A 20,072-nucleotide genomic window follows, 5' to 3' on the forward strand; every position below is an offset into this window, starting at 1 on the left:
TGTAGATGTTTCTCCTATAACTTGCAAACTTTTGTTGTTGGTATCTTGATTATATTTCAAATCCTGGAAAAGCTGTAAAAATACACTCTCATGGCCAAAAATAAAACGTGCGCACGTTCTATTTTAAGTGTGCGCACGTTTCAGCTTAAACATGGGCACGTTTTACTTAAAACGATAGGTCTTTTTTCTAGCAGCCTTAAGTGTACTGAATTTGGTTGTCAGTTTGTGTTGTAATTCCTGACCAAGTTGACTGGTTAAAATACAACTGTTATTTCTTTTGAATTTCAATTTTAAACCTGATTATTTTCTTGTAAAATCTAAGTTTTACCCAATCACCGAATTCCATAATTCCGGCATTTATTTGGTTATATCGGAAAAAATCACGAAAATTGCATGACATTTAACGATTTTATAAGCTTATACTGACAGAGAATGATAGTTTGCATAGCCGAAAAGCCCAGTGTGGCAAGAGATATAGCGGAAGTGCTTGGCGCACACAACAAGAAGGATGGTTTCATAGAAGGAAACGGATATCAGGTGACATGGACATTCGGACACCTGTGTACGCTGAAGGAGCCGCACGAATATACTCCGCAGTGGAAATCGTGGTCGCTGGCAAGTCTGCCGATGATACCGCCGCGCTTCGGGATTAAGCTGATAAACGACTCTGGTATAGAGAAGCAGTTCAAGATAATAGAATCGTTGATGCAGAAGGCGGATATGATTATAAACTGCGGTGATGCCGGACAGGAGGGTGAACTGATACAGCGATGGGTGATGCAGAAAGCGGGAGCGAAATGCCCGGTGAAGCGTCTGTGGATTTCGTCTCTTACGGAAGAGGCTATCAGAGAGGGATTTGCAAACTTGAAGGACCAGTCGGAATTCCAGCCTTTGTATGAGGCGGGACTCAGCCGTGCGATAGGCGACTGGACGCTCGGGATGAATGCCACACGACTTTATACTCTTAAATACGGACAGAACAAACAGGTGCTGTCTATAGGACGCGTGCAGACTCCTACACTGGCTCTTATCGTGAAAAGGCAGCAGGAGATAGAGAATTTCGTACCTAAACAGTATTGGGAGCTGAAGACTTCGTACAGGGATACTGTGTTCTCTGCCATAGTGCGCAAGAGTGATGAGGAACTGGCTGAAGAGGCTGCCGCTGAAAAGGAAAATCCGCAGCTGAAAAAGAAAACTCCAGCAAAGGAGGATGCCAACAGGGGTATTCCGCCTATCATCGACCAGGCTACAGGCGAACAATTGCTGGAACGCATAAAGAACGCTCCGTTTACTATCACCGACATTTCATCGAAGAAAGGAACTGAGGCACCGCCAAGACTTTTCGACCTTACTTCGCTCCAGGTGGAATGTAACAAGAAATTTGGTTATTCCGCCGATATGACTTTACAGCTCATACAGTCGCTTTACGAAAAGAAGGTGGCTACTTATCCGCGTGTGGATACTACTTTCCTGAGTGACGATATATATCCAAAGTGTCCGAAGATTCTTGAGGGACTGAAGGATTATGCCGTATATACGGCTCCTCTGACGGGCAAACCGCTTATAAAATCGAAAAAGGTGTTCGATAATTCGAAGGTTACGGACCACCATGCCATTATTCCTACGGGTGTGCAGCCGCGTGAACTTACGAATATGGAGAAAACGGTTTACGACCTTATTGCAAGGCGTTTCATCGCTGTGTTCTATCCGGACTGTAAGTTCTCTACCACTACGGTGATAGGCGAGGCGGATTCTATAGAATTCAAGGTTACTGGAAAGCAAATCCTGGAACAGGGATGGAGAGTGGTGTTCGCAAAGGAACAGCAGGATGATACGAAGGAGAATGACGAGGAGAAGACTCTGCCAGCATTCACGAAAGGGGAGAGCGGACCGCACTATCCTTCGCTTTTCGAAAAGTGGACTCAGCCGCCACGCCCATATACTGAGGCTACTCTCCTAAGGGCAATGGAAACTGCCGGTAAGCTGGTGGAAAACGACGAACTGCGTGATGCGATGAAGGAAAACGGTATAGGTCGTCCTTCTACGCGTGCCGCCATAATTGAGACTTTGTTCAAAAGAAGATATATCCGTAAGGAGAAGAAGAATCTTATAGCTACTCCTACGGGGGTGGAACTGATACAGCTTATTCATGAGGAACTGCTGAAATCTGCCGAGCTGACTGGTATCTGGGAAAAGAAGCTTCGCGAGATAGAGAAGAGAAGCTATGATGCGTCTACATTTATTAACGAACTGAAGCAGATGGTTACGGAGATTGTATATAGCGTGATAAGAGATACGAGCAACCGCCGTGTGACTGTTACTTCTGAAGAGGATGTGAAGGCTGCTGCTAAGAAAGGTTCTGCAGGAAAAGATGCGGCTGCGAAACCGGCTGCAGCAAAGACTCCGCGCAAGAAAGCTGCTCCGAAAGTTGAGAAAAAAGCCGTTGAACCGGAAATCGTGGGCGATGATATTGTCGGGAAGGTTTGCCCTTTATGCGGTAAGGGTACCATCATAAAGGGTAAAACAGCATACGGTTGTTCGGAGTGGAAGAGCGGTTGTGGTTTCAGAAAACCGTTCTGATCTCGTCGGGCATATATCCGCTGCGGATTCTCCATTCCTGCGGATAGAGATTGTTCGCGCGGTTTCCTATGTTCTTCACAAAGCCTAGAGGAGTGTCGCGGTATGTCACGAGTACATAGCCTTTGGGAACTGAAGCATCGAGTGTGACAGCCTCCTTCCTGAGATATGCTATTGCCTGTTCGTAAGTGAGTTCTGCCTTTGGGAAAGTCTCTCTGTTGAGGCTTGTGCTCATGGCGAGCGAGTGATGAGGCTGCCAGTCTTTGCCTTTGTTTTCGGCAAGGGTGATGCCGCGATGGAGTATGCGGATGTTGTTTCCCTTGTCTTTCAGAAGGTTTTCCAGGCTGTTCAGCCTTTGTGATTTTGCCACTGCTGTAGTTCCGTCGATAGAGAATTCAAAATCTTCGCTTTCGCATATCCATGATTTTATTTCGCTGGTTATGGTCGGGGTGTTTTGTTTCTTGTCCTGCTTCTTGTTGTTTTTCTTATTGCTCTTTTTAGGATTGCAGTCGGACAGAATATCATATTCTTCGTCTGATGTTCCGTTTTTGCGGAGTACGGCCATGAAGAGTCCTTCACCGATGGTTTTGTGTGGCAGGAAGCGATAGACCGGGAAGTCGTATCCGGCAAGGTTGCCTGTAATGTTCCATTCCTCGTTTGTTTCTACAGGAAGTACTTCTGCTCCAAGTTCGCTTGCTATCCAGGCTACGTTGTCTTCGTTTTCTTCACGGTTGAATGTACATGTGCTGTAAATTAGCAGTCCTCCTGGTTTCAGGCAAGGCCATATATCGCGGAGTATTCTGCGCTGGCGTTCCCAGCATAGTCCTACGTTGGCCGGGCTCCATTCTTCTACAGCCACTTCGTCTTTTCGGAACATTCCTTCGCCGGAACATGGAACGTCGGTCAGTATTACGTCGAAAAGTGATTCAAGAGGGGTGAAGTCCGAAGGGTCGTTATTGGTTACTATCACTTCAGGATTTCCCCATTTTACAATGTTTTCTGCAAGTATCTGCGAGCGGTTTCGCATCACTTCGTTGGCTATGAGCAGACTTCCTTCGGGGAGTGAGGAACGAAGTAGGGTAGATTTGCCGCCGGGAGCTGCACACAGGTCGAGGGCAATAACCGGCGATTCCACATACTGGTGCAAAGCACTCTCAAGAAACATGGATGATGCTTCCTGAACATAATAGCTTCCGGCATGAAACAGCGGGTCGAACGTGAATGTGGGGCGTGCAGACAGATAATATCCGTCTGTTGTCCATGGGATAAGCTTCGCATCCTCCGGCACAAGTCCGGTCTTTGCTCCGTTGATTCGTATGCTTACAGGTGTATCGTTCTGCATCGCTTCGCAGAGGGCTTTACAGTTTTCCTCGCCCATCAGGGCTGCTGTTCGTGATATAAATGAAACGGGGAAATTCATAATCTTCTGTATATATTAATATCTGCAAAGGTAATGTTTTTCATAATGTTTTTGATTAACTTTGCCCTCAATAATAAATAATTAAGTACAACATAATCTTTATGAAGCAATATTTAGACTTACTTCAACGCATAAAGACCGAGGGCGTAAGGAAAGACGACCGTACGGGAACGGGTACTGTCAGCGTGTTCGGACATCAGATGCGTTTTAACCTTGAAGAAGGTTTTCCACTTGTAACAACTAAGAAACTTCATCTTAAATCTATTATTCACGAACTTCTTTGGTTCCTTAAAGGTGATACAAACGTGAAGTATCTTCAGGAGAATGGTGTAAGAATCTGGAATGAGTGGGCAGACGAGGATGGTAATCTTGGACATATATACGGCTATCAGTGGCGTTCGTGGCCTACTTACGACGGTAAGTTTATCGACCAGATTTCGGAAGCTGTGAATATGATAAAGAACAACCCTGACTCAAGACGTATCATTGTGAATGCATGGAATGTGGCAGACCTTGACAATATGAACTTGCCTCCGTGTCATATGTTCTTCCAGTTCTATGTGGCTAACGGACGTTTGAGCCTGCAGATGTATCAGAGAAGTGCGGATACATTTCTCGGTGTGCCGTTCAATATAGCTTCGTATGCTCTTCTGCTTCAGATGATGGCTCAGGTGACAGGACTGAAAGCGGGTGATTTCATACATACTTTGGGTGATGCTCATATATATCTTAATCATCTGGAACAGGTTGACCTGCAGCTGACAAGAACTCCGCGTCCTCTTCCTGTGATGAAAATCAATCCTGACGTAAAGGATATTTTCAGTTTCAAGTATGAGGATTTCCAGCTTGAGAACTATGACCCTTGGCCACACATTGCCGGAAAGGTTTCTGTATAATAATTATTAACTGAAGGATATTTATGATTTCGATTATTGTAGCTATAAACAAGAATAACGGTATAGGATATAAGAACGAACTTCTGTACTGGCTTCCGAATGACCTGAAGAGATTCAAGACTCTGACTACAGGTCATACCATAATCATGGGACGCAAGACTTTTGAGTCTCTTCCAAAAGGTGCTTTGCCTAACAGAAGAAATATTGTTTTGAGCAGCCAGGATATTACTTTTCCTGGGGCAGAGTGTTTTCACAGCCTGAAAGATGCTCTTGAGGCATGCAAAGATGAAATAGAGGTGTTTATTATCGGTGGCGCAAGCCTGTATAAGGAAGCAATGCCAATAGCAGACCGTCTGTATATAACAGAAGTGGACGATTGTGAAAAAGAGGCTGATGCTTTCTTCCCTGAAATATCACCTGAAATATGGGAAGAAAAAAGTAGAGAATGCCATTCAACAGATGAAAAGCATCTCTACTCATATAGTTTTTGCGATTACGATCGTATCAAATAATTTTATTCTTCATCATCATTCGCCAGATCAAGTATAGGCATCTGGCGTTTGATTGCCTCATGGAATGATATTATCGTTTCAGAACGAGACAGACCTAATGGCTGTAATTTATCGTGTATGATGCTCAATAGATGATGATTATTCTTTGCATAAATCTTTATGAACATATCATACTGACCTGTAGTGAAATGACATTCTACTACTTCAGGAATTTTCTTTAGTTCTTCTGTCACAGAATCAAACTGTTCAGGATCCTTTAAATATAATCCTATATAAGCACATGTCTCATATCCTATTTTCTCAGGGTCTATTATAAACTCTGATCCTTTTAAAATACCGAGATTTGTTAGTTTCTGAATTCTCTGATGAATTGCGGCACCAGACACATTGCACACACGAGCTACTTCCAAAAAAGGAATACGAGCATTTTCTGCAATCATACGCAGAATTTGTTCATCCAAACTATCCAACTGATGATGTCCCATTTCTAAAAATTTTAATTTATACAAAGGTAGTATTTTTATTCAAACTATATATAATAAAGTTCTTATATTTGATTTATATTTAATTATCTTTGTGTTAGATACTTTATTTTTTTATATATTATACATAAAAACAGTTCTTAATTATTATGACAAAAACTTTTTTATCACTTTTTTTAGGATTAGCTGTGTGTTCTTCCGGATATTGCCAAAGTTTTGAAGAGTTCTTTGCAGATAAAACACTTAGAGCGGACTATTTGTTCACAGGAAATAAAAAAAATCAGTCTGTTGTTTTGGATGAACTGAAATCTATGGAGGGTTGGGCAGGCAGAAGAAGTAATTTGGACAAACTGCCATTATCAGGCAACGGACAGTTGACTATGGTTGACAAAGCTACAGGTGTAGTTATTTACAGAACTTCTTTTTCCAGTCTGTTTCAGGAATGGCTGGGCGAAAATGAAGCTGAGACTTTAAGTAAGGGATATGAAAATACATTCCTGATGCCATTCCCAAAGAAAGAGACTTTGGTGACAGTTGAGCTTTTTAATGCACGACATGAGGTTTCTGCTTCGTTTACACATACTGTACGCCCTGATGATATTTTGATTAAAAAGATTGGTCAAAATAACGTAACCGAGCATAAATATTTGCTGAAAAGCGGTTCGCCTGAAAATTGTATTGATGTTGTGATAATGGCTGAGGGATATTCACGAGGAGATATGCAAACGTTCTACAGAGATGCACAGAAAGCTTGTGACGCAATTTTCAGTCATTCTCCTTTTAAAGAGAATAAGAATCATTTTAATGTCGTAGCAGTTGCCAGCGAATCAGCAGACAGTGGAGTTAGTATTCCTAGGGAAAATGTCTGGAAATCGACAGCTGTAAGCTCGCATTTCGATACGTTTTATTCTGACAGGTATCTTACTTCGAGCAGTGTTAATGATATTCATGATTTGCTTGCTGGTATCCCATACGAGCATATAATAATTTTGGCTAATACCGATACTTACGGTGGGGGAGGGATATACAATTCGTTTACTCTCACTACCGCGCATCATTCAAAGTTTGAACCTGTTGTTGTGCATGAGTTCGGTCACAGCTTTGGAGGATTGGCCGACGAATATGCCTATACTGACGCGCCTAGTCCGCTTTATCCGTATGATGTTGAGCCGTGGGAACAGAATATAACCACTTTGGTTGATTTTGAAAGTAAATGGAGTGACATGCTGCCGAAGGATATTGTTGTTCCAACTAAAATAACATCTGATAATTATAGTTCGACTGAAGCGCTAGGAGTTTATCAGGGGGCCGGATATAGTATGAAAGGAATTTACAGACCGGTTCCGGATTGCAGAATGCGTACTAATGAAGCAAAAGCTTTTTGCCCGGTGTGCCAGAGATCGCTTCAGAGATTGATAGATTTTTATACTGACTAATAACCAATATATATAAGCCATGATTAAATTTAATCCTATTAAGACTACAGATCCTTCGTATCCTTTTGTAGAAAATCTTTTGCATGAATCATTTCCCGTAGAGGAAAGAAGGGACGACGAGATGCAGAGATATAATACTGATAGTAATCCTTTGTTTACCGCATATCTGATTACTGATGATGCTGAAAATGTTGGTCTGATAACTTTATGGAAACTGACAGGATTTCTTTATGTAGAACATCTTGCCACCTCACCAAGTGTAAGAAACAAAGGTTATGGAAAAATGATTATGCAGGCTTTATTAAGTAATTTCCCGGATTCCATAATAGTTCTTGAAGTGGAACTTCCTGAAGATGAATTGAGCAAACGCCGTATCGGCTTTTATGAAAGAAACGGTTTTACACTCTCTGAACGTCCATACGTGCAACCGCCATACAGAAAGTCCGGGAGTCCTATTCCAATGTACATCATGTTTTCCGGAGCAGATTCAATAGATGGGATATTCGACACTATAACATCCGAAATATATAAGAATGTTTATTTGGTATAAACTTATAGGTATAAAAAAAAGAGTTACTCGATTGAGTAACTCTTTTTTTATCTTTGATACTATTACTGACGTTGTGTTGCAGAATAGTTGATCTTCAAAGCGTATGCTTGACGAAGTGCTTGTTTTACTTCCTGAACAATACCCATCTTAGTTTTTGCATCAACTTTCAGTGATACTGTCATAAAAGGTTTGTCCTCTTCTTTCATATTTTCACGTTCCTGATAGATATAATCCTGAACTTCATTTGATTCAGAGAATTTATCGTTCAGCTGGATACGGTCTGTAGTACCCATCTTTTTCTGGAACTCAGGTAATGGTTTACCGATGTAGATGAAGGAAACCAATGACTTCTTTTCAAGCTTTTCCAATTCTGTTGCCTGTGGGACCCTAAATTGAACCTTTAATGTAACCTCACGAAGAGTAGTCACAATCATGAAGAAGAACAAAATGGTAAAAATAAGGTCAGGCAGAGACGAAGTATTCAACTCCGGCATTTCTCGCTTACCTGTTTTATTAAACTTTCCCATTATTATTTTCCTCCATATTTTTTAGGTTCTGCTTCAGAAATCTTCTGTGGATAGTAATCTATGATAGCTTCTTTTTGTTCTTCTGAACAGTTTGCAAATGATTTGCCGAATTGTGACATCGCTAATTCGTTACGCAATTCATTATAAGCAGCTACCAATTCGTTCTGAACCTGGATATAAACATCATAGCTTGTACCAACGTCGTTCTGTACAGAAATTACATGCTTTTCAGTTATCATAACATCGCCAAAGAATGGTAGATTCTTTCTATGCTTTTCCGGCATATTAGGGTCATCATTCGGATTGGCAATGAATTCTTTTGCTTTGTCTTTAAGTTGTCTTATGTCAAAACCAATTTCTCCGTTAACCATCAAATTGTCATCTTTGTTAATTTTAACCTGGAGAATGTTTCTTTCCTTAATGATAATGTCATTTTTTTGTTCTTCACTTTCCGGTGGTGGGGGCAGACGCCTTGCCAAACCACGGTCAGTGTCCATTGATGTCGTTATAAGGAAGAAAATAAGCAACATAAAAGAAATATCGGCCGTGGAACTTGCATTGATTCCTGGCACTTTTCTTTTTGTTTTTGCCATATCTTTTTATCTTACAATAAAATTAAAACTTTATCTTTTCTTGAATACGCCTAATAAATTCAGCAAAGTACCTATTGCTGCTATTACGAGCAGTACATATGTTGAATACAAGAACATATCAGTAACCTTAATCAAGAACTTATTGTCATAGGTTACGCCACCACCTAAAACTACGGTTTCGTCAGAACCCATATTATAAGTTACGATCAGTAGAACTACCAAAAGAATAAATCCCAAGAATGATTTCAATGCAGCTTTTGGGTCATCCTTTAGTGCGGCACCGAATTGGATAACCGCTGCTATGATAGTCACAGCCACGCATAATGCAAACAATCCGTACATTAAATACATCAAAGCCGGAGTATTGGCAGGTTCTGTCAAACCTGCTGCGTTTGTTTCGCTGTATCCTACTCCGTAGAACATGCCTAGTACTACCAAGATTACGGCAATACATGCATAAAACACGTAGTATGATACTTTATATGATAATTTAGTCATCGTTCTTATTATTTTTTGTATTTCAAGTTGTACTTCATAATCATATCAAGCAAAGTGATTGAAGAGTCTTCCATCTGGCTTGTGATAGCTTCAATCTTAGACAAGATGTAGTTGTAGAAAGTTTGAAGAATCAAAGCTACGATAAGACCGAAGATAGTAGTAATCAAGGCCACTTTCATACCACCTGCTACGACTGTCGGAGAAATATCACCTGCCATCTGGATTTGGTCGAACGCCATGACCATACCAATCACAGTACCCAAGAATCCGAGTGACGGAGCCATCGCGATAAACAATGTAATCCAAGAGCATCCTTTTTCAAGGTAACCAGCCTGAACACCACCGTAAGAAACTACAGAACGTTCAACAACATCCAAACCTTCGTCAACTCTCATCAATCCCTGATAGCAGATAGAGGCAACAGGTCCGCGAGTGTTACGGCAGATAGTTTTTGCACCTTCTACATCACCTTTTTCCAAAGCTTCTTCAAGTTTTGCCATCAATTTCTTAGTGTCAACTTCAGCAAGGCTCAAGTAAATGATACGTTCGATACAGAAAGCCAAACCAAGTACCAATGCGATAGCAACCAAAGACATGAAACCAGCGTCACCTTCGATGAACTTAGTCTTAAGTTCTTTGTGCATACCACCTTCTTCAACTACTACTGTTTCAGTTGCCGCAGGAGCGTCCTGTGCGATAACAGACTGAGTCATTCCGAATGAGAGAACTCCCATTACTGCAAGAATTGCAAATAACTTTTTCATTGTGTGTCTAATTTTTTAAGATTAATTAATTAATAGTTTATTGTTTATTCTTATTTGTTATTTTTTCTCTTTGACTATCGCGGAGAGAACGGGATTCGAACCCGTGATACGCTTTTGGCGTATACACGCTTTCCAGGCGTGCCTCTTCAACCACTCGAGCACCTCTCCTCAGCACCTATTTTTCCCTTCTTACATATTTAATTATATCCGTAATCGGTACTCATTTGTCCTTTTTCAGTCACAAATGTATTCTTTTTTTTTTTCTTACATAGCCTAAAAGACGAAAAAGTTTGCGATAACGCATAAAATTAATATTATTTAAAGACTTTAGTCGGCATTTTGGAACACTTTTAGTGCATTTCTTGTTGTATGGCGTGCAATATCGTCTATTGATGTATTAAAAATTTCGGCAAGTTTGTTTGCTATTGATGTGATGTATGCACTTTCGTTTCTTTTTCCTCTGTATGGTACTGGTGCAAGGTATGGCGAATCTGTTTCAAGTACTATTCTATCTATTGGCAGTTGCTTTAGTGTTTCCGGAAGGGTACTTTTCTTGAATGTTACAATACCGTTTATTCCCAGCATGAAATTCTTGTAGGACAACATATCGTTTGCCTCTTCCAGTGTTCCGCCAAAGCTATGGAATATTCCTCGTAATGGGGTATCCTTATATTGAGACATTACTTCCAACATCTCTTTGTGAGCATTCCTGCAATGTATAATCAGAGGTAAATTGAACTTAAGGGCCCATTCCAATTGTATTCTGAATACTTCTTTTTGTTCTTCTACGTATGTCTTGTCCCAATAAAGATCCAAACCGACTTCTCCAATACCGTAGAATTTTCTTCCTGAAATCAGGACTTTTTCTACTTTTTCAAGTCTGATTTTCCAGTCGTCAGCAACCGAAGTGGGATGCAACCCCATAAGAGGATAGCAACCTGATGTTTTGTCGCAAAGTTTGAGTAGCGCATCTATGCTCTCATCGTCAATATTGGGCATAAACATTCTTGTTACTCCTGCTTCTTTTGCTCTTATGATGGCCAGTTCTCTGTCGCTGTCAAACTCCTCACAAAAGAGGTGTGTGTGAGTGTCAATCAATCCAATCATAATACTCTTTTCATTAATTGTTTTGTGAAGTTTTTAAGATTGGTTTTTAATGATGCATCTACTGATACATTATCAAGTATGGCAAGCCCTTCATTGTATAGGGTGTTGATTTTATCCATACATATGTCTGGAACTCCGGTGTTGTTATATATTTCAGTAACAGCTTTAATCTTTTCTTCAGGAATAAAAGCTTCGGCATTTATCCAATTCTCAAGTTCTTTCTTGTTTTCTCCTGATGATTTCTCAAGGGCTGTGATAAGCATGAATGTCTTTTTATTTGAGCAGATGTCTCCACCGATATTTTTACCGAAAACGGAAGAATCTGCATACACATCAAGATAGTCGTCCTGGAGCTGGAAGGCAAGTCCCAATTTTATACCGAAATCGTAAAGCAGATTTGCGTCTTCTTCGCTTGCCCCACCTAGTATCGCGCCTATTTTCAGTGAAGCGGCAAGTAAGACAGATGTCTTCAGACAAATCATGTTCATGTATTCGTCAACTGTCACATCAAGTCTTTTTTCGAAATCCATATCCCACTGTTGTCCGTCGCAAACTTCCAGAGCGGCCTTGCTGAAGGTGGATGTGACTTCTGATATGTATTCGGCAGGACATGATTCCATCATCATTTTGAACGAAAGTATGAGCATGGCATCACCGGAAAGAATTGCGGTATTTTCATCCCATTTTTTATGTACGGTTGGTCTGTTTCTTCTCATGTCGGCTTTGTCCATGAGATCATCGTGTAACAGTGTAAAATTATGGTATGTTTCCAGTGCCGCAGCTTGTTGATAGATTTTTTCAACGTCATCCTTGTATAGGTTGTAGGCCATTAACATCAAAACCGGACGAATACGTTTACCTCCTAAGCCAAGCACATATTCTATAGGCTTGTATAGATTTTCCGGCTCGTGAGTATATGACAATTCTCCGATATACTTCTGAATCTTTTCTAATAGTTCTTTGTCTTCGTACTGCTTCATAGTTTTTTGTCTTTGGGATAAAAAAACAAAAAGGCTGCCCTTTTGCGGACAGCCTTTTTAATGTTATAAAGTTATTACTGCAATCTGAATGTTACAGGCACTGTGTATTTTACACGTACAGCTTTACCACGCTGCATACCTGGTTTCCATTTTGGCATGGAGCTGATAACTCGAAGAGCTTCCTTGTCAAGATATGGATCGACAGAGCGCATAACTACAGGGTCAACGATAGAACCGTCCTGATTAACGACAAACTGAACGATTACACGTCCCTGAATACCGTTTTCCTGAGCGATTGTAGGATACTTGATGTTCTTGCTGAGGAATTTCATCAATTCTGCCATACCACCAGGGAATTCAGGCATTTGTTCTACAACCATGAAGATTTCTTCTTCTACAGGTTCTTCTTCTTCAACTACAGGTTCGATGTACTTGATTTCTACGGCTGTATTGTCATCTTCACTAGATTTGATAGTAGTTTCCTCTACATCCGCATCGTTCTCTGCAATCTGAATTACTTCTTCAACTTTCGGAGCTTCTGGTGGAGGAGGTGCTTGCTTTTGCTCCGGTTCTTCTGTGATAGGAATCATTTCCTCCTCAAAAATCGGTTCAACGACACCAGTATCGGTAGTCACCTGTTTGTCGCGTTCTGTCCATTCGAAAGCCACAAACACTGCTGCCAATATCAGCACGTAACCAATCAGCATCCACGTGGATTTCTTTCCCTCGAGGTCTGCTTTGGGCGATTTTTTAACTTCCATAAATGATTTGATAAATTGTTAATAATTCTCTGTGTGCAAATGTAGTATATTTATTTGAAAAAGCAACATCAAAATGATAAAAATAGATTAAAACGGAAATATTTCTGCAAATGAGGATAAAACAGTAAAAACTTTTCCATATCTTTGATTTCCGAACGGAAAAGAATACACATTATATAATATAGATGTTTTATGAGAAAAATAACAATCGCAATAGACGGTTTCTCTTCTTGTGGTAAAAGCACGATGGCCAAGGATCTGGCAAAGGAAATCGGATATATATATATAGACAGTGGTGCAATGTATAGGGCAGTAACCCTGTATTGCCTCGAGAATTCGCTTTTTAACTCTGATGGAAGTGTGAATTCGGAAGAGTTGGAAAAACATATAAATGATATATCTGTGTCGTTTTGTCTTAATGAAGCTACTTTGAAACCGGAAACATTCCTGAATGGTGTAAACGTAGAGTCTAAGATAAGGACTATGGAGGTTTCATCCAGGGTAAGCCTTGTTGCTGCATTGGGATTTGTAAGGGAAGCCTTGGTGAAATTGCAGCAGGAAATGGGAAAAAGCAAAGGTATTGTCATGGACGGACGCGATATAGGAACGGTGGTATTTCCTGATGCGGAGTTAAAGATATTTGTCACAGCTTCGGCTGAAATCAGGGCAAAAAGAAGATATGATGAACTGATGGCAAAAGGACAGGAAGTATCATTTGATGAGATCCTCAAAAATGTTGAAGAAAGAGACAGGATAGACCAGACTAGAGCTGTAAGTCCTTTGAGAAAGGCTGATGATGCTATTGTATTGGATAATAGCAATATGACAGTAGAAGAACAGAAAGCATGGTTAATTAATGAATACCAAAAGGCGGCTAATGTATAATATAGAAATTGATAGTGAATCAGGGTTTTGTTTCGGCGTGACCACTGCTATAAAAAAGGCTGAGGAAGAGTTGGCAAAAGGAACTCCTCTGTATTGCCTTGGAGATATAGTGCATAATGGTCAGGAATGCGAACGTTTGAAAAAACTGGGGCTTATAACTATTAACCATGAGGAGTATGCAAAGCTTAAAAACGTAAAAGTGTTGTTACGTGCACATGGTGAACCTCCGGAAACTTATAGGATAGCTGCAGAGAATAATATAGAAATAATTGATGCCACCTGTCCTGTAGTATTACGGTTGCAAAAAAGAATTAAGCAGGAATATACCAGTAAAGAACCTGAAAAAGAAAAGCAGATAGTAATATATGGAAAGAACGGTCATGCGGAGGTGCTTGGGCTGGTAGGACAGACAAATGGTGAGGCTATAGTTATTGAAAAAATAGAGGAAGTAGATAAGATAGACTTGAATAAAGATGTAAGGCTGTATTCGCAGACGACAAAATCGCTGGATGAGTTCAGAAGTATCGTTTCGTATATAGAACAGAATATTTCAAAGTCTGCCACTTTTCAGTATTTTGATACAATATGCCGTCAGGTGGCAAACAGAATGCCTAATATCAGAAAGTTTGCTGCTTCACATGATGTGATCCTATTTGTGTGTGGGCAGAAAAGCTCTAACGGGAAAATACTGTTTCACGAATGTAAGGAAATTAATCCAAATACATATCAGGTTGATAAACCGGAAGATATTGACATGGAGTGGTTCAGGGATGCAAAGTCTATAGGAATATGTGGTGCTACTTCAACACCTAAATGGCTTATGGATAAATGTAAGAATGTAATATCGGAGTCATGTTAAAGAATTCATAATTCAAGTTAACTTAAAATACATATCTATTTAATACAACTTTACGACGGAATTTGTAAATTTGCGGCATTGAAACAAACTAATAATATTCAACAATATGGCAAGTGTTAAATGTGTTGGTATCCTCACTTCTGGAGGAGATGCTCCGGGTATGAATGCGGCTATTCGTGCCGTGACTCGTGCAGCAATATACAACGGGTTGAAAGTTAAGGGAATTTATAGAGGCTATAAAGGACTTATAACTGGAGAAATACAGGAATTTAAAACTCAGAATGTAAGCAATATCATACAGCTGGGAGGTACAATCCTGAAGACTGCGAGATGTATGGAGTTCAAGACTCCAGAGGGACGTCAGGTGGCTCACGAAACTATGGTGCGTGAGGGTATTGATGCTCTTATCATAATAGGTGGTGATGGTTCGCTCACTGGTGCCAGATTGTTGGCAGAAGAATATGATGTTCCTTGTATCGGACTTCCGGGAACTATTGATAACGACCTTTATGGAACAGATACTACAATAGGTTATGACACAGCTTTGAATACAATTCTTGATGCTGTAGATAAAATCAGGGATACTGCAACTTCTCACGAACGTCTGTTCTTTGTTGAAGTTATGGGACGTGATGCAGGCTTCCTTGCGTTGAACGGAGCTATAGCGGCAGGTGCTGAAGCTGCTATTATACCTGAATTTAATACTGAAGTTGACCAGTTGGAAGAGTTTATCAAAAACGGATTCCGCAAGTCAAAGAGTAGTTCAATCGTTCTAGTGGCTGAAAGTGAAATTACAGGTGGTGCAATGCATTATGCAGAGCGTGTTAAAAACGAATATCCTCAGTATGATGTACGTGTGACTATTCTAGGACACTTGCAGCGTGGCGGACGACCGACTGCTCACGATAGAATTATTGCCAGCCGTATGGGTGTTGCAAGTATTCAGGCTTTGATGGAAGGTCAGAGAAACGTTATGATAGGTATAGAAAATGACAAAATCGTATATGTACCGTTTGCTAAAGCTATCAAGAATGATAAGCCTATCGATAGAGAGCTTGTCAATGTCTTGAACGAATTGTCAATCTGATAGAACTGAAAAAAATATAGATATTCCCGGATTAGTATTTGTGCTATCCGGGAATTTTTTTTGTTCTTCATAGTAATTGTAAAAGAAGAAATTTTGTATTTAAAACGTTTGCAATGCTGTTGCAAAATCATTACAAAGAGTTTTTTCTTATATTTTATTTGCAGAGTAATTAAAATACGCTTACTTTTGCATGTTAAAATATCTATATCATTACTTTTACCATCATGAATAGAATAAAAAAATTGAAGAAAATCCGCATACACCATGAGGGAACCAATATACTTATCACAAGTGCTATAGTCCTTTTGGCTATAAATCTTGCTTCTTATTATCTTTTGGGTACTAATGTATTCTTCTATATATTAGCTGTAGTAAGTATAGTCTTGTATCTTTTGATGGTGAATTTCTTTCGCTGTCCTATAAGACTGTTTAAAGGAGAAACGGAAAAGACAGTTGTGGCTCCTGCTGACGGAAGGGTGGTAGTAATAGAAGAGGTGGAAGAACATGAGTATTTTCATGACCGCAGGCTGATGATTTCCATTTTTATGGATATAACCAATGTTCATGCCAATTGGTATCCTGTTGATGGTGTTGTGAAAATGGTAAAGCATCATAATGGAAGGTTTATGAAAGCGTGGCTTCCGAAAGCCAGTACGGAAAATGAACGTTCTACTATAATTATAGAAACACCGGAAGGTGAAACTATAATGACTCGTCAGATCGCTGGTGCAGTGGCCAGAAGAATTGTGACCTATGCTACTCCGGGTGAGGATTGTTATATAGATGAACATATGGGATTCATAAAATTCGGTTCAAGAGTTGATGTTTACTTGCCTCTTGGAACAGAAGTTTGTGTTGAAATGAATCAGAAAACTACAGGAAACGAAACTGTTATAGCAAAACTTAAATAATCAGAGATATTATGCCTAATATTATAATCAGGAATATTCCAAATGGTATAACAAGCTGTAATCTATTTTGTGGATGTATAGCATCGTATATGGCATTTCAGTCAGATTTTCGTCTGGCAATGCTGTTCATAGTGTTAGGTGCGGTTTTCGATTTCTTTGATGGTATGAGTGCAAGGCTTTTGAAAGTTTCATCGCCTATTGGAAAAGAATTGGACTCCTTGGCTGATAATATTACTTTTGGCTTGGCACCTTCTGCTATTGTTTTTTCCTTGTTTAAAGAAATTCATATTCCTGATTTTATGTCAGGTGTATCTGAGTATCTGCCTTATACAGCATTTATTATATCTGTATTTTCTGCATTGAGGCTTGCAAAATTTAATCTGGATGAGCGTCAGACAACTTCTTTTATAGGTATGCCTACGCCGGCAAATGCTCTTTTCTGGAGTTCTTTGGCTATTTGTATAGATGGAAATCAGTATATGTCGCAGTATTTTAATGCATTTTATTTGCTGCTGCTGGTTGTCATTATGTCTTTGTTGTTGGTGTCTGAGCTGCCAATGTTTTCATTGAAGTTCAAGAATCTTATGTGGAAAGATAATAAAATAAAATATATATTTCTGGCAGTCAGTGTAGCCCTGCTGTTGGTTTATGCCATAAATGGTCTTGCCGCGGTAATAATATGGTATATAATATTGTCTGCATTTACATTCAAAAAATCATAATATAATAATCGTGGCACGGTTATTGTATTTAAAATATAAAAAACGCAATAACTATGTTTCAAATATTAGGACTGATATTTTTTATAATTCTTTTCGTATTGATTATAGGATTTACAATCCTGTATAAAGTGGTTAGGACAGTATTTGGTATTGGAAAAAGTGCCAAGAGACAGACTGAAACCTTTGAAAATAATAATAATGCTCAAGGCTATTCGGAATATAAGAGAAAAGATAATCCGAAGGCTAAGAACAAAGTGTTTGATAAAAATGAGGGTGAATATATAGAATTTGAGGAGATAAAGGATTAAGCCTTTATCTCTTTTTTTGTTTGGTCTAAATGTTTGCCTGTTTGGGCTCATTGAAGAGGTTGATGGAAATAGCAAGACTTCATTTCGAATTATTTTACATAGTGAATATGTTTTGAACTGTTTTTTATAATCTATTTAACTTCTTTAATCTAATTGGCCTGATTTTTCTGCTTAAAGATTTGCTTTTTACGATTTAAAGCTCTACCTTTGCACTCGCAAATAAGAAATAACATCGCGGAGTGGAGCAGTTGGTAGCTCGTTGGGCTCATAACCCAAAGGTCGTCTGTTCGAGTCAGGCCTCCGCAACTAAAAAAAATATGAACATCGCGGAGTGGAGCAGTTGGTAGCTCGTTGGGCTCATAACCCAAAGGTCGTCTGTTCGAGTCAGGCCTCCGCAACTGGAGATAGGAGAAGTCAAGAAGGCTTCTCTTTTTTTTGTGTCCTATAGCAAACAGTTTTAGCGAAACCTGTATTGGCTGAAAAATAATGGAATAAGTAATGTTGTTTGTTATTTGTTTTTTCTATATTTTTGCATAAAAATTTAGTCATTAATCATTTAAATCTTCATTATTTATGTTTAAAAAGCATCCGAAAGGATTAATTCCTGCGGCTTTGTCTAATATGGGTGAGCGTTTTGGCTACTATATTATGAATGCTGTGCTGGTGTTGTTCCTTTGTTCAAAATTTGGTATAAGTGAGGAAAAAAGCACACTTATCTATTCTTTCTTTTATGCAGGTATCTATCTTTTAAGTCTTGTTGGTGGTTTGATAGCCGACAGAAAACAGAATTATAAAGGTACCATCATGGCAGGTTTGGTCGTCATGGCTATAGGATATATTGCATTATCTATTCCGATTACTGCAAATTCAAGCAACACTATATGGTTGCTTTCTTTAACTTGTTTGGCATTGTTCTTTATTGCCTTTGGTAATGGTCTGTTTAAAGGAAATCTTCAGGCCATTGTAGGTCAGATGTATGATGATTTGGAGGCTGAAGCAGCCGCTAAAGGTGAAAAGGAATTGGCGATGGTAAAAGGAAAGAGAGATTCCGGCTTCCAGATTTTTTATGTGTTTATAAATATTGGAGGACTTGTTGCTCCGTTTGTTGCTCCTTTGTTGAGAAGCTGGTGGTTGAGTGCGCATAATATGGTTTACAATGCTAGTCTTCCTGCGCTTTGCCATGATTATATCAATAAGGCAGATAGCATGTCTGCTGAAGCTATGGGAAATTTAAATCAGCTGATGTCTCAGTGCGTAGGTGAAACATCTGATTTGGCTGCATCATGCTCGCAGTATTTGCAGATTTTCAACGAGGGTATCCATTATTCATTCCTCGCTTCTGTTGCTGCCATGCTTATTTCGCTTGTAATTTTCTTTGCGACAAAACGTCAGTTCCCAAATCCGGGAAAGAAAGAATCGGCAGCATCTGTTACATATACAGCTGAAGAAAAGGCTGCTATGGCAAAAGAAATCAAGCAGCGTCTTTATGCATTGTTTGCTGTGCTTGGTGTTGTAATATTCTTTTGGTTCTCATTCCATCAGAACGGAACTTCTTTGTCTCTGTTTGCGAGAGACTTTGTTGATACAACAACAATAGCACCTGAAATATGGCAGGCTGTTAATCCGTTCTTTGTGATAACTCTGACTCCTATTATAATGATGATTTTCGGATCACTTTCCAGAAGAGGAAAAGAGATATCTACTCCGCGTAAGATTGCTATAGGTATGTTTATAGCAGGTCTGGCTTATCTGTTCCTTTCTGCATATTCACTTGTGATGGGTTATCCTTCGGCTGCTGAATATAGAGAGCTTCCTATAGACCAACAGGTGAAAGCGGGTGCTTGGGTATTGATAGTACTTTACTTCCTTCTTACGGTTGCAGAGTTGTTTATATCTCCTCTTGGATTGTCATTTGTTTCGAAAGTTGCGCCAAAACATCTTTTAGGACTTTGCCAGGGATTGTGGCTCGGAGCTACTGCTGTGGGAAATCTTCTCTTGTGGATAGGTCCGCTTATGTATAATGCTATTCCTATCGGTTATTGCTGGGCTATATTCATGATAGTATGTCTTATCTCGATGGGGGTAATGTTGTTTATGGTAAATTGGCTTGAAAAAGTTGCCAAGTAATATACTGTAGAATAAAATAAGTTAAATAAGAGGATATATCTTTTCATGGTATATCCTCTTTTTTATTAAA

The 20,072-nt window shown here is 39.5% G+C and carries 21 protein-coding genes and 3 tRNA genes; 14 read left to right on the forward strand and 10 right to left on the reverse strand.

Features of this window, described 5'->3' with window-relative positions; genetic code table 11:
- The first annotated feature begins 432 nt into the window (after positions 1-432).
- On the forward strand, positions 433-2,580 hold the full coding sequence (locus tag NW213_RS03310; protein ID WP_258321840.1) for a DNA topoisomerase 3: 2,148 nt from the start codon (positions 433-435) through the stop codon (positions 2,578-2,580).
- On the opposite strand, the gene NW213_RS03315 is transcribed toward NW213_RS03310, so the two are convergent.
- Positions 2,564-3,997 (reverse strand): rRNA cytosine-C5-methyltransferase, encoded by a 1,434-nt coding sequence (locus NW213_RS03315; protein ID WP_258321841.1) that lies wholly within the window; start codon positions 3,995-3,997, stop codon positions 2,564-2,566. The two genes, NW213_RS03310 and NW213_RS03315, sit on opposite strands and share 17 nt — an antisense overlap.
- 101 nt (positions 3,998-4,098) lie before the next feature.
- On the opposite strand from NW213_RS03315, the gene NW213_RS03320 reads away from it, so the two are divergent.
- Complete coding sequence (locus NW213_RS03320) at positions 4,099-4,893, forward strand: thymidylate synthase (RefSeq protein WP_258321842.1); 795 nt, start codon at positions 4,099-4,101, stop codon at positions 4,891-4,893.
- Between the two features lie 23 nt (positions 4,894-4,916).
- Positions 4,917-5,405, forward strand: coding sequence for a dihydrofolate reductase (locus NW213_RS03325; RefSeq protein WP_154043196.1), 489 nt, complete (start codon positions 4,917-4,919; stop codon positions 5,403-5,405).
- 2 nt (positions 5,406-5,407) lie between these two features.
- On the opposite strand, the gene NW213_RS03330 is transcribed toward NW213_RS03325, so the two are convergent.
- Positions 5,408-5,890, reverse strand: coding sequence for an Lrp/AsnC family transcriptional regulator (locus NW213_RS03330; protein ID WP_154043197.1), 483 nt, complete (start codon positions 5,888-5,890; stop codon positions 5,408-5,410).
- Positions 5,891-6,036: 146 nt separating this feature from the next.
- On the opposite strand from NW213_RS03330, the gene NW213_RS03335 reads away from it, so the two are divergent.
- Together NW213_RS03335 and NW213_RS03340 are read left to right on the forward strand one after the other, a co-directional pair.
- On the forward strand, positions 6,037-7,323 hold the full coding sequence (locus NW213_RS03335; RefSeq protein ID WP_154043198.1) for a M64 family metallopeptidase: 1,287 nt from the start codon (positions 6,037-6,039) through the stop codon (positions 7,321-7,323).
- Between the two features lie 19 nt (positions 7,324-7,342).
- Positions 7,343-7,873 carry a GNAT family N-acetyltransferase gene (locus NW213_RS03340; RefSeq protein ID WP_154043199.1) on the forward strand — a complete coding sequence of 177 codons (531 nt, stop codon included), beginning with the start codon at positions 7,343-7,345 and terminating at the stop codon, positions 7,871-7,873.
- Positions 7,874-7,935: 62 nt separating this feature from the next.
- On the opposite strand, the gene NW213_RS03345 is transcribed toward NW213_RS03340, so the two are convergent.
- The 8 genes from NW213_RS03345 to NW213_RS03380 form a co-directional block, all read right to left on the reverse strand.
- Positions 7,936-8,400, reverse strand: coding sequence for a biopolymer transporter ExbD (locus NW213_RS03345; RefSeq protein ID WP_154043200.1), 465 nt, complete (start codon positions 8,398-8,400; stop codon positions 7,936-7,938).
- A gap of 2 nt (positions 8,401-8,402) precedes the next feature.
- Entirely contained in the window at positions 8,403-8,993 is a 591-nt protein-coding gene (locus NW213_RS03350; protein ID WP_154043201.1) for a biopolymer transporter ExbD, read from the reverse strand.
- A gap of 30 nt (positions 8,994-9,023) precedes the next feature.
- On the reverse strand, positions 9,024-9,491 hold the full coding sequence (locus NW213_RS03355) for a hypothetical protein (RefSeq protein WP_154043202.1): 468 nt from the start codon (positions 9,489-9,491) through the stop codon (positions 9,024-9,026).
- A gap of 8 nt (positions 9,492-9,499) precedes the next feature.
- A complete protein-coding gene (locus NW213_RS03360) occupies positions 9,500-10,255 on the reverse strand; it encodes a MotA/TolQ/ExbB proton channel family protein (RefSeq protein ID WP_154043203.1) in 756 nt (251 codons plus the stop codon).
- A gap of 80 nt (positions 10,256-10,335) precedes the next feature.
- A tRNA-Ser gene (locus NW213_RS03365) sits at positions 10,336-10,423 on the reverse strand.
- Between the two features lie 159 nt (positions 10,424-10,582).
- Positions 10,583-11,362, reverse strand: coding sequence for a TatD family hydrolase (locus NW213_RS03370; protein WP_154043204.1), 780 nt, complete (start codon positions 11,360-11,362; stop codon positions 10,583-10,585).
- A complete protein-coding gene (locus tag NW213_RS03375) occupies positions 11,359-12,342 on the reverse strand; it encodes a polyprenyl synthetase family protein (RefSeq protein WP_154043205.1) in 984 nt (327 codons plus the stop codon). Before NW213_RS03375 ends, NW213_RS03370 begins: the two co-directional genes overlap by 4 nt.
- Before the next feature lie 74 nt (positions 12,343-12,416).
- Positions 12,417-13,103 (reverse strand): energy transducer TonB, encoded by a 687-nt coding sequence (locus NW213_RS03380; protein WP_154043206.1) that lies wholly within the window; start codon positions 13,101-13,103, stop codon positions 12,417-12,419.
- Between the two features lie 192 nt (positions 13,104-13,295).
- On the opposite strand from NW213_RS03380, the gene cmk reads away from it, so the two are divergent.
- From cmk to NW213_RS03425, 9 genes are all read left to right on the forward strand, one after another.
- Complete coding sequence (gene cmk / locus NW213_RS03385; protein WP_258321843.1) at positions 13,296-13,988, forward strand: (d)CMP kinase; 693 nt, start codon at positions 13,296-13,298, stop codon at positions 13,986-13,988.
- Positions 13,981-14,847 carry a 4-hydroxy-3-methylbut-2-enyl diphosphate reductase gene (locus NW213_RS03390; protein ID WP_204390532.1) on the forward strand — a complete coding sequence of 289 codons (867 nt, stop codon included), beginning with the start codon at positions 13,981-13,983 and terminating at the stop codon, positions 14,845-14,847. Before cmk ends, NW213_RS03390 begins: the two co-directional genes overlap by 8 nt.
- A gap of 106 nt (positions 14,848-14,953) precedes the next feature.
- Positions 14,954-15,934, forward strand: a complete 981-nt coding sequence (pfkA, locus tag NW213_RS03395) for a 6-phosphofructokinase (RefSeq protein WP_258321844.1) — start codon at positions 14,954-14,956, stop codon at positions 15,932-15,934.
- Positions 15,935-16,158: 224 nt separating this feature from the next.
- The gene (locus tag NW213_RS03400; protein WP_154043209.1) at positions 16,159-16,845 is read left to right on the forward strand and encodes a phosphatidylserine decarboxylase family protein; all 687 of its coding nucleotides are present in this window, start codon (positions 16,159-16,161) and stop codon (positions 16,843-16,845) included.
- Positions 16,846-16,856: 11 nt separating this feature from the next.
- Complete coding sequence (pssA, locus tag NW213_RS03405; protein ID WP_258321845.1) at positions 16,857-17,567, forward strand: CDP-diacylglycerol--serine O-phosphatidyltransferase; 711 nt, start codon at positions 16,857-16,859, stop codon at positions 17,565-17,567.
- A 53-nt stretch (positions 17,568-17,620) separates the two neighbouring features.
- A complete protein-coding gene (locus NW213_RS03410) occupies positions 17,621-17,875 on the forward strand; it encodes a DUF4834 family protein (RefSeq protein WP_235339826.1) in 255 nt (84 codons plus the stop codon).
- A 233-nt stretch (positions 17,876-18,108) separates the two neighbouring features.
- Positions 18,109-18,181: transfer RNA gene (locus tag NW213_RS03415), tRNA-Met, on the forward strand.
- 19 nt (positions 18,182-18,200) lie between these two features.
- Positions 18,201-18,273 (forward strand) — tRNA-Met (locus tag NW213_RS03420).
- A 175-nt stretch (positions 18,274-18,448) separates the two neighbouring features.
- Positions 18,449-20,002 (forward strand): peptide MFS transporter, encoded by a 1,554-nt coding sequence (locus NW213_RS03425; protein WP_258321846.1) that lies wholly within the window; start codon positions 18,449-18,451, stop codon positions 20,000-20,002.
- Positions 20,003-20,072: the final 70 nt, after the last annotated feature.

It is taken from the genome of Bacteroides sp. ET336, assembly GCF_024733815.1.
Taxonomy (GTDB): domain Bacteria; phylum Bacteroidota; class Bacteroidia; order Bacteroidales; family Bacteroidaceae; genus Phocaeicola; species Phocaeicola cellulolyticus.

Coding starts and splice junctions, on each gene's coding strand:
- NW213_RS03310 (WP_258321840.1), top strand. CDS start 433: ATGATAGTTTGCATAGCCGAAAAGCCCAGTGTGGCAAGAGATATAGCG.
- NW213_RS03315 (WP_258321841.1), bottom strand. CDS start 3,997: ATGAATTTCCCCGTTTCATTTATATCACGAACAGCAGCCCTGATGGGC.
- NW213_RS03320 (WP_258321842.1), top strand. CDS start 4,099: ATGAAGCAATATTTAGACTTACTTCAACGCATAAAGACCGAGGGCGTA.
- NW213_RS03325 (WP_154043196.1), top strand. CDS start 4,917: ATGATTTCGATTATTGTAGCTATAAACAAGAATAACGGTATAGGATAT.
- NW213_RS03330 (WP_154043197.1), bottom strand. CDS start 5,890: ATGGGACATCATCAGTTGGATAGTTTGGATGAACAAATTCTGCGTATG.
- NW213_RS03335 (WP_154043198.1), top strand. CDS start 6,037: ATGACAAAAACTTTTTTATCACTTTTTTTAGGATTAGCTGTGTGTTCT.
- NW213_RS03340 (WP_154043199.1), top strand. CDS start 7,343: ATGATTAAATTTAATCCTATTAAGACTACAGATCCTTCGTATCCTTTT.
- NW213_RS03345 (WP_154043200.1), bottom strand. CDS start 8,400: ATGGGAAAGTTTAATAAAACAGGTAAGCGAGAAATGCCGGAGTTGAAT.
- NW213_RS03350 (WP_154043201.1), bottom strand. CDS start 8,993: ATGGCAAAAACAAAAAGAAAAGTGCCAGGAATCAATGCAAGTTCCACG.
- NW213_RS03355 (WP_154043202.1), bottom strand. CDS start 9,491: ATGACTAAATTATCATATAAAGTATCATACTACGTGTTTTATGCATGT.
- NW213_RS03360 (WP_154043203.1), bottom strand. CDS start 10,255: ATGAAAAAGTTATTTGCAATTCTTGCAGTAATGGGAGTTCTCTCATTC.
- NW213_RS03370 (WP_154043204.1), bottom strand. CDS start 11,362: ATGATTGGATTGATTGACACTCACACACACCTCTTTTGTGAGGAGTTT.
- NW213_RS03375 (WP_154043205.1), bottom strand. CDS start 12,342: ATGAAGCAGTACGAAGACAAAGAACTATTAGAAAAGATTCAGAAGTAT.
- NW213_RS03380 (WP_154043206.1), bottom strand. CDS start 13,103: ATGGAAGTTAAAAAATCGCCCAAAGCAGACCTCGAGGGAAAGAAATCC.
- cmk (WP_258321843.1), top strand. CDS start 13,296: ATGAGAAAAATAACAATCGCAATAGACGGTTTCTCTTCTTGTGGTAAA.
- NW213_RS03390 (WP_204390532.1), top strand. CDS start 13,981: ATGTATAATATAGAAATTGATAGTGAATCAGGGTTTTGTTTCGGCGTG.
- pfkA (WP_258321844.1), top strand. CDS start 14,954: ATGGCAAGTGTTAAATGTGTTGGTATCCTCACTTCTGGAGGAGATGCT.
- NW213_RS03400 (WP_154043209.1), top strand. CDS start 16,159: ATGAATAGAATAAAAAAATTGAAGAAAATCCGCATACACCATGAGGGA.
- pssA (WP_258321845.1), top strand. CDS start 16,857: ATGCCTAATATTATAATCAGGAATATTCCAAATGGTATAACAAGCTGT.
- NW213_RS03410 (WP_235339826.1), top strand. CDS start 17,621: ATGTTTCAAATATTAGGACTGATATTTTTTATAATTCTTTTCGTATTG.
- NW213_RS03425 (WP_258321846.1), top strand. CDS start 18,449: ATGTTTAAAAAGCATCCGAAAGGATTAATTCCTGCGGCTTTGTCTAAT.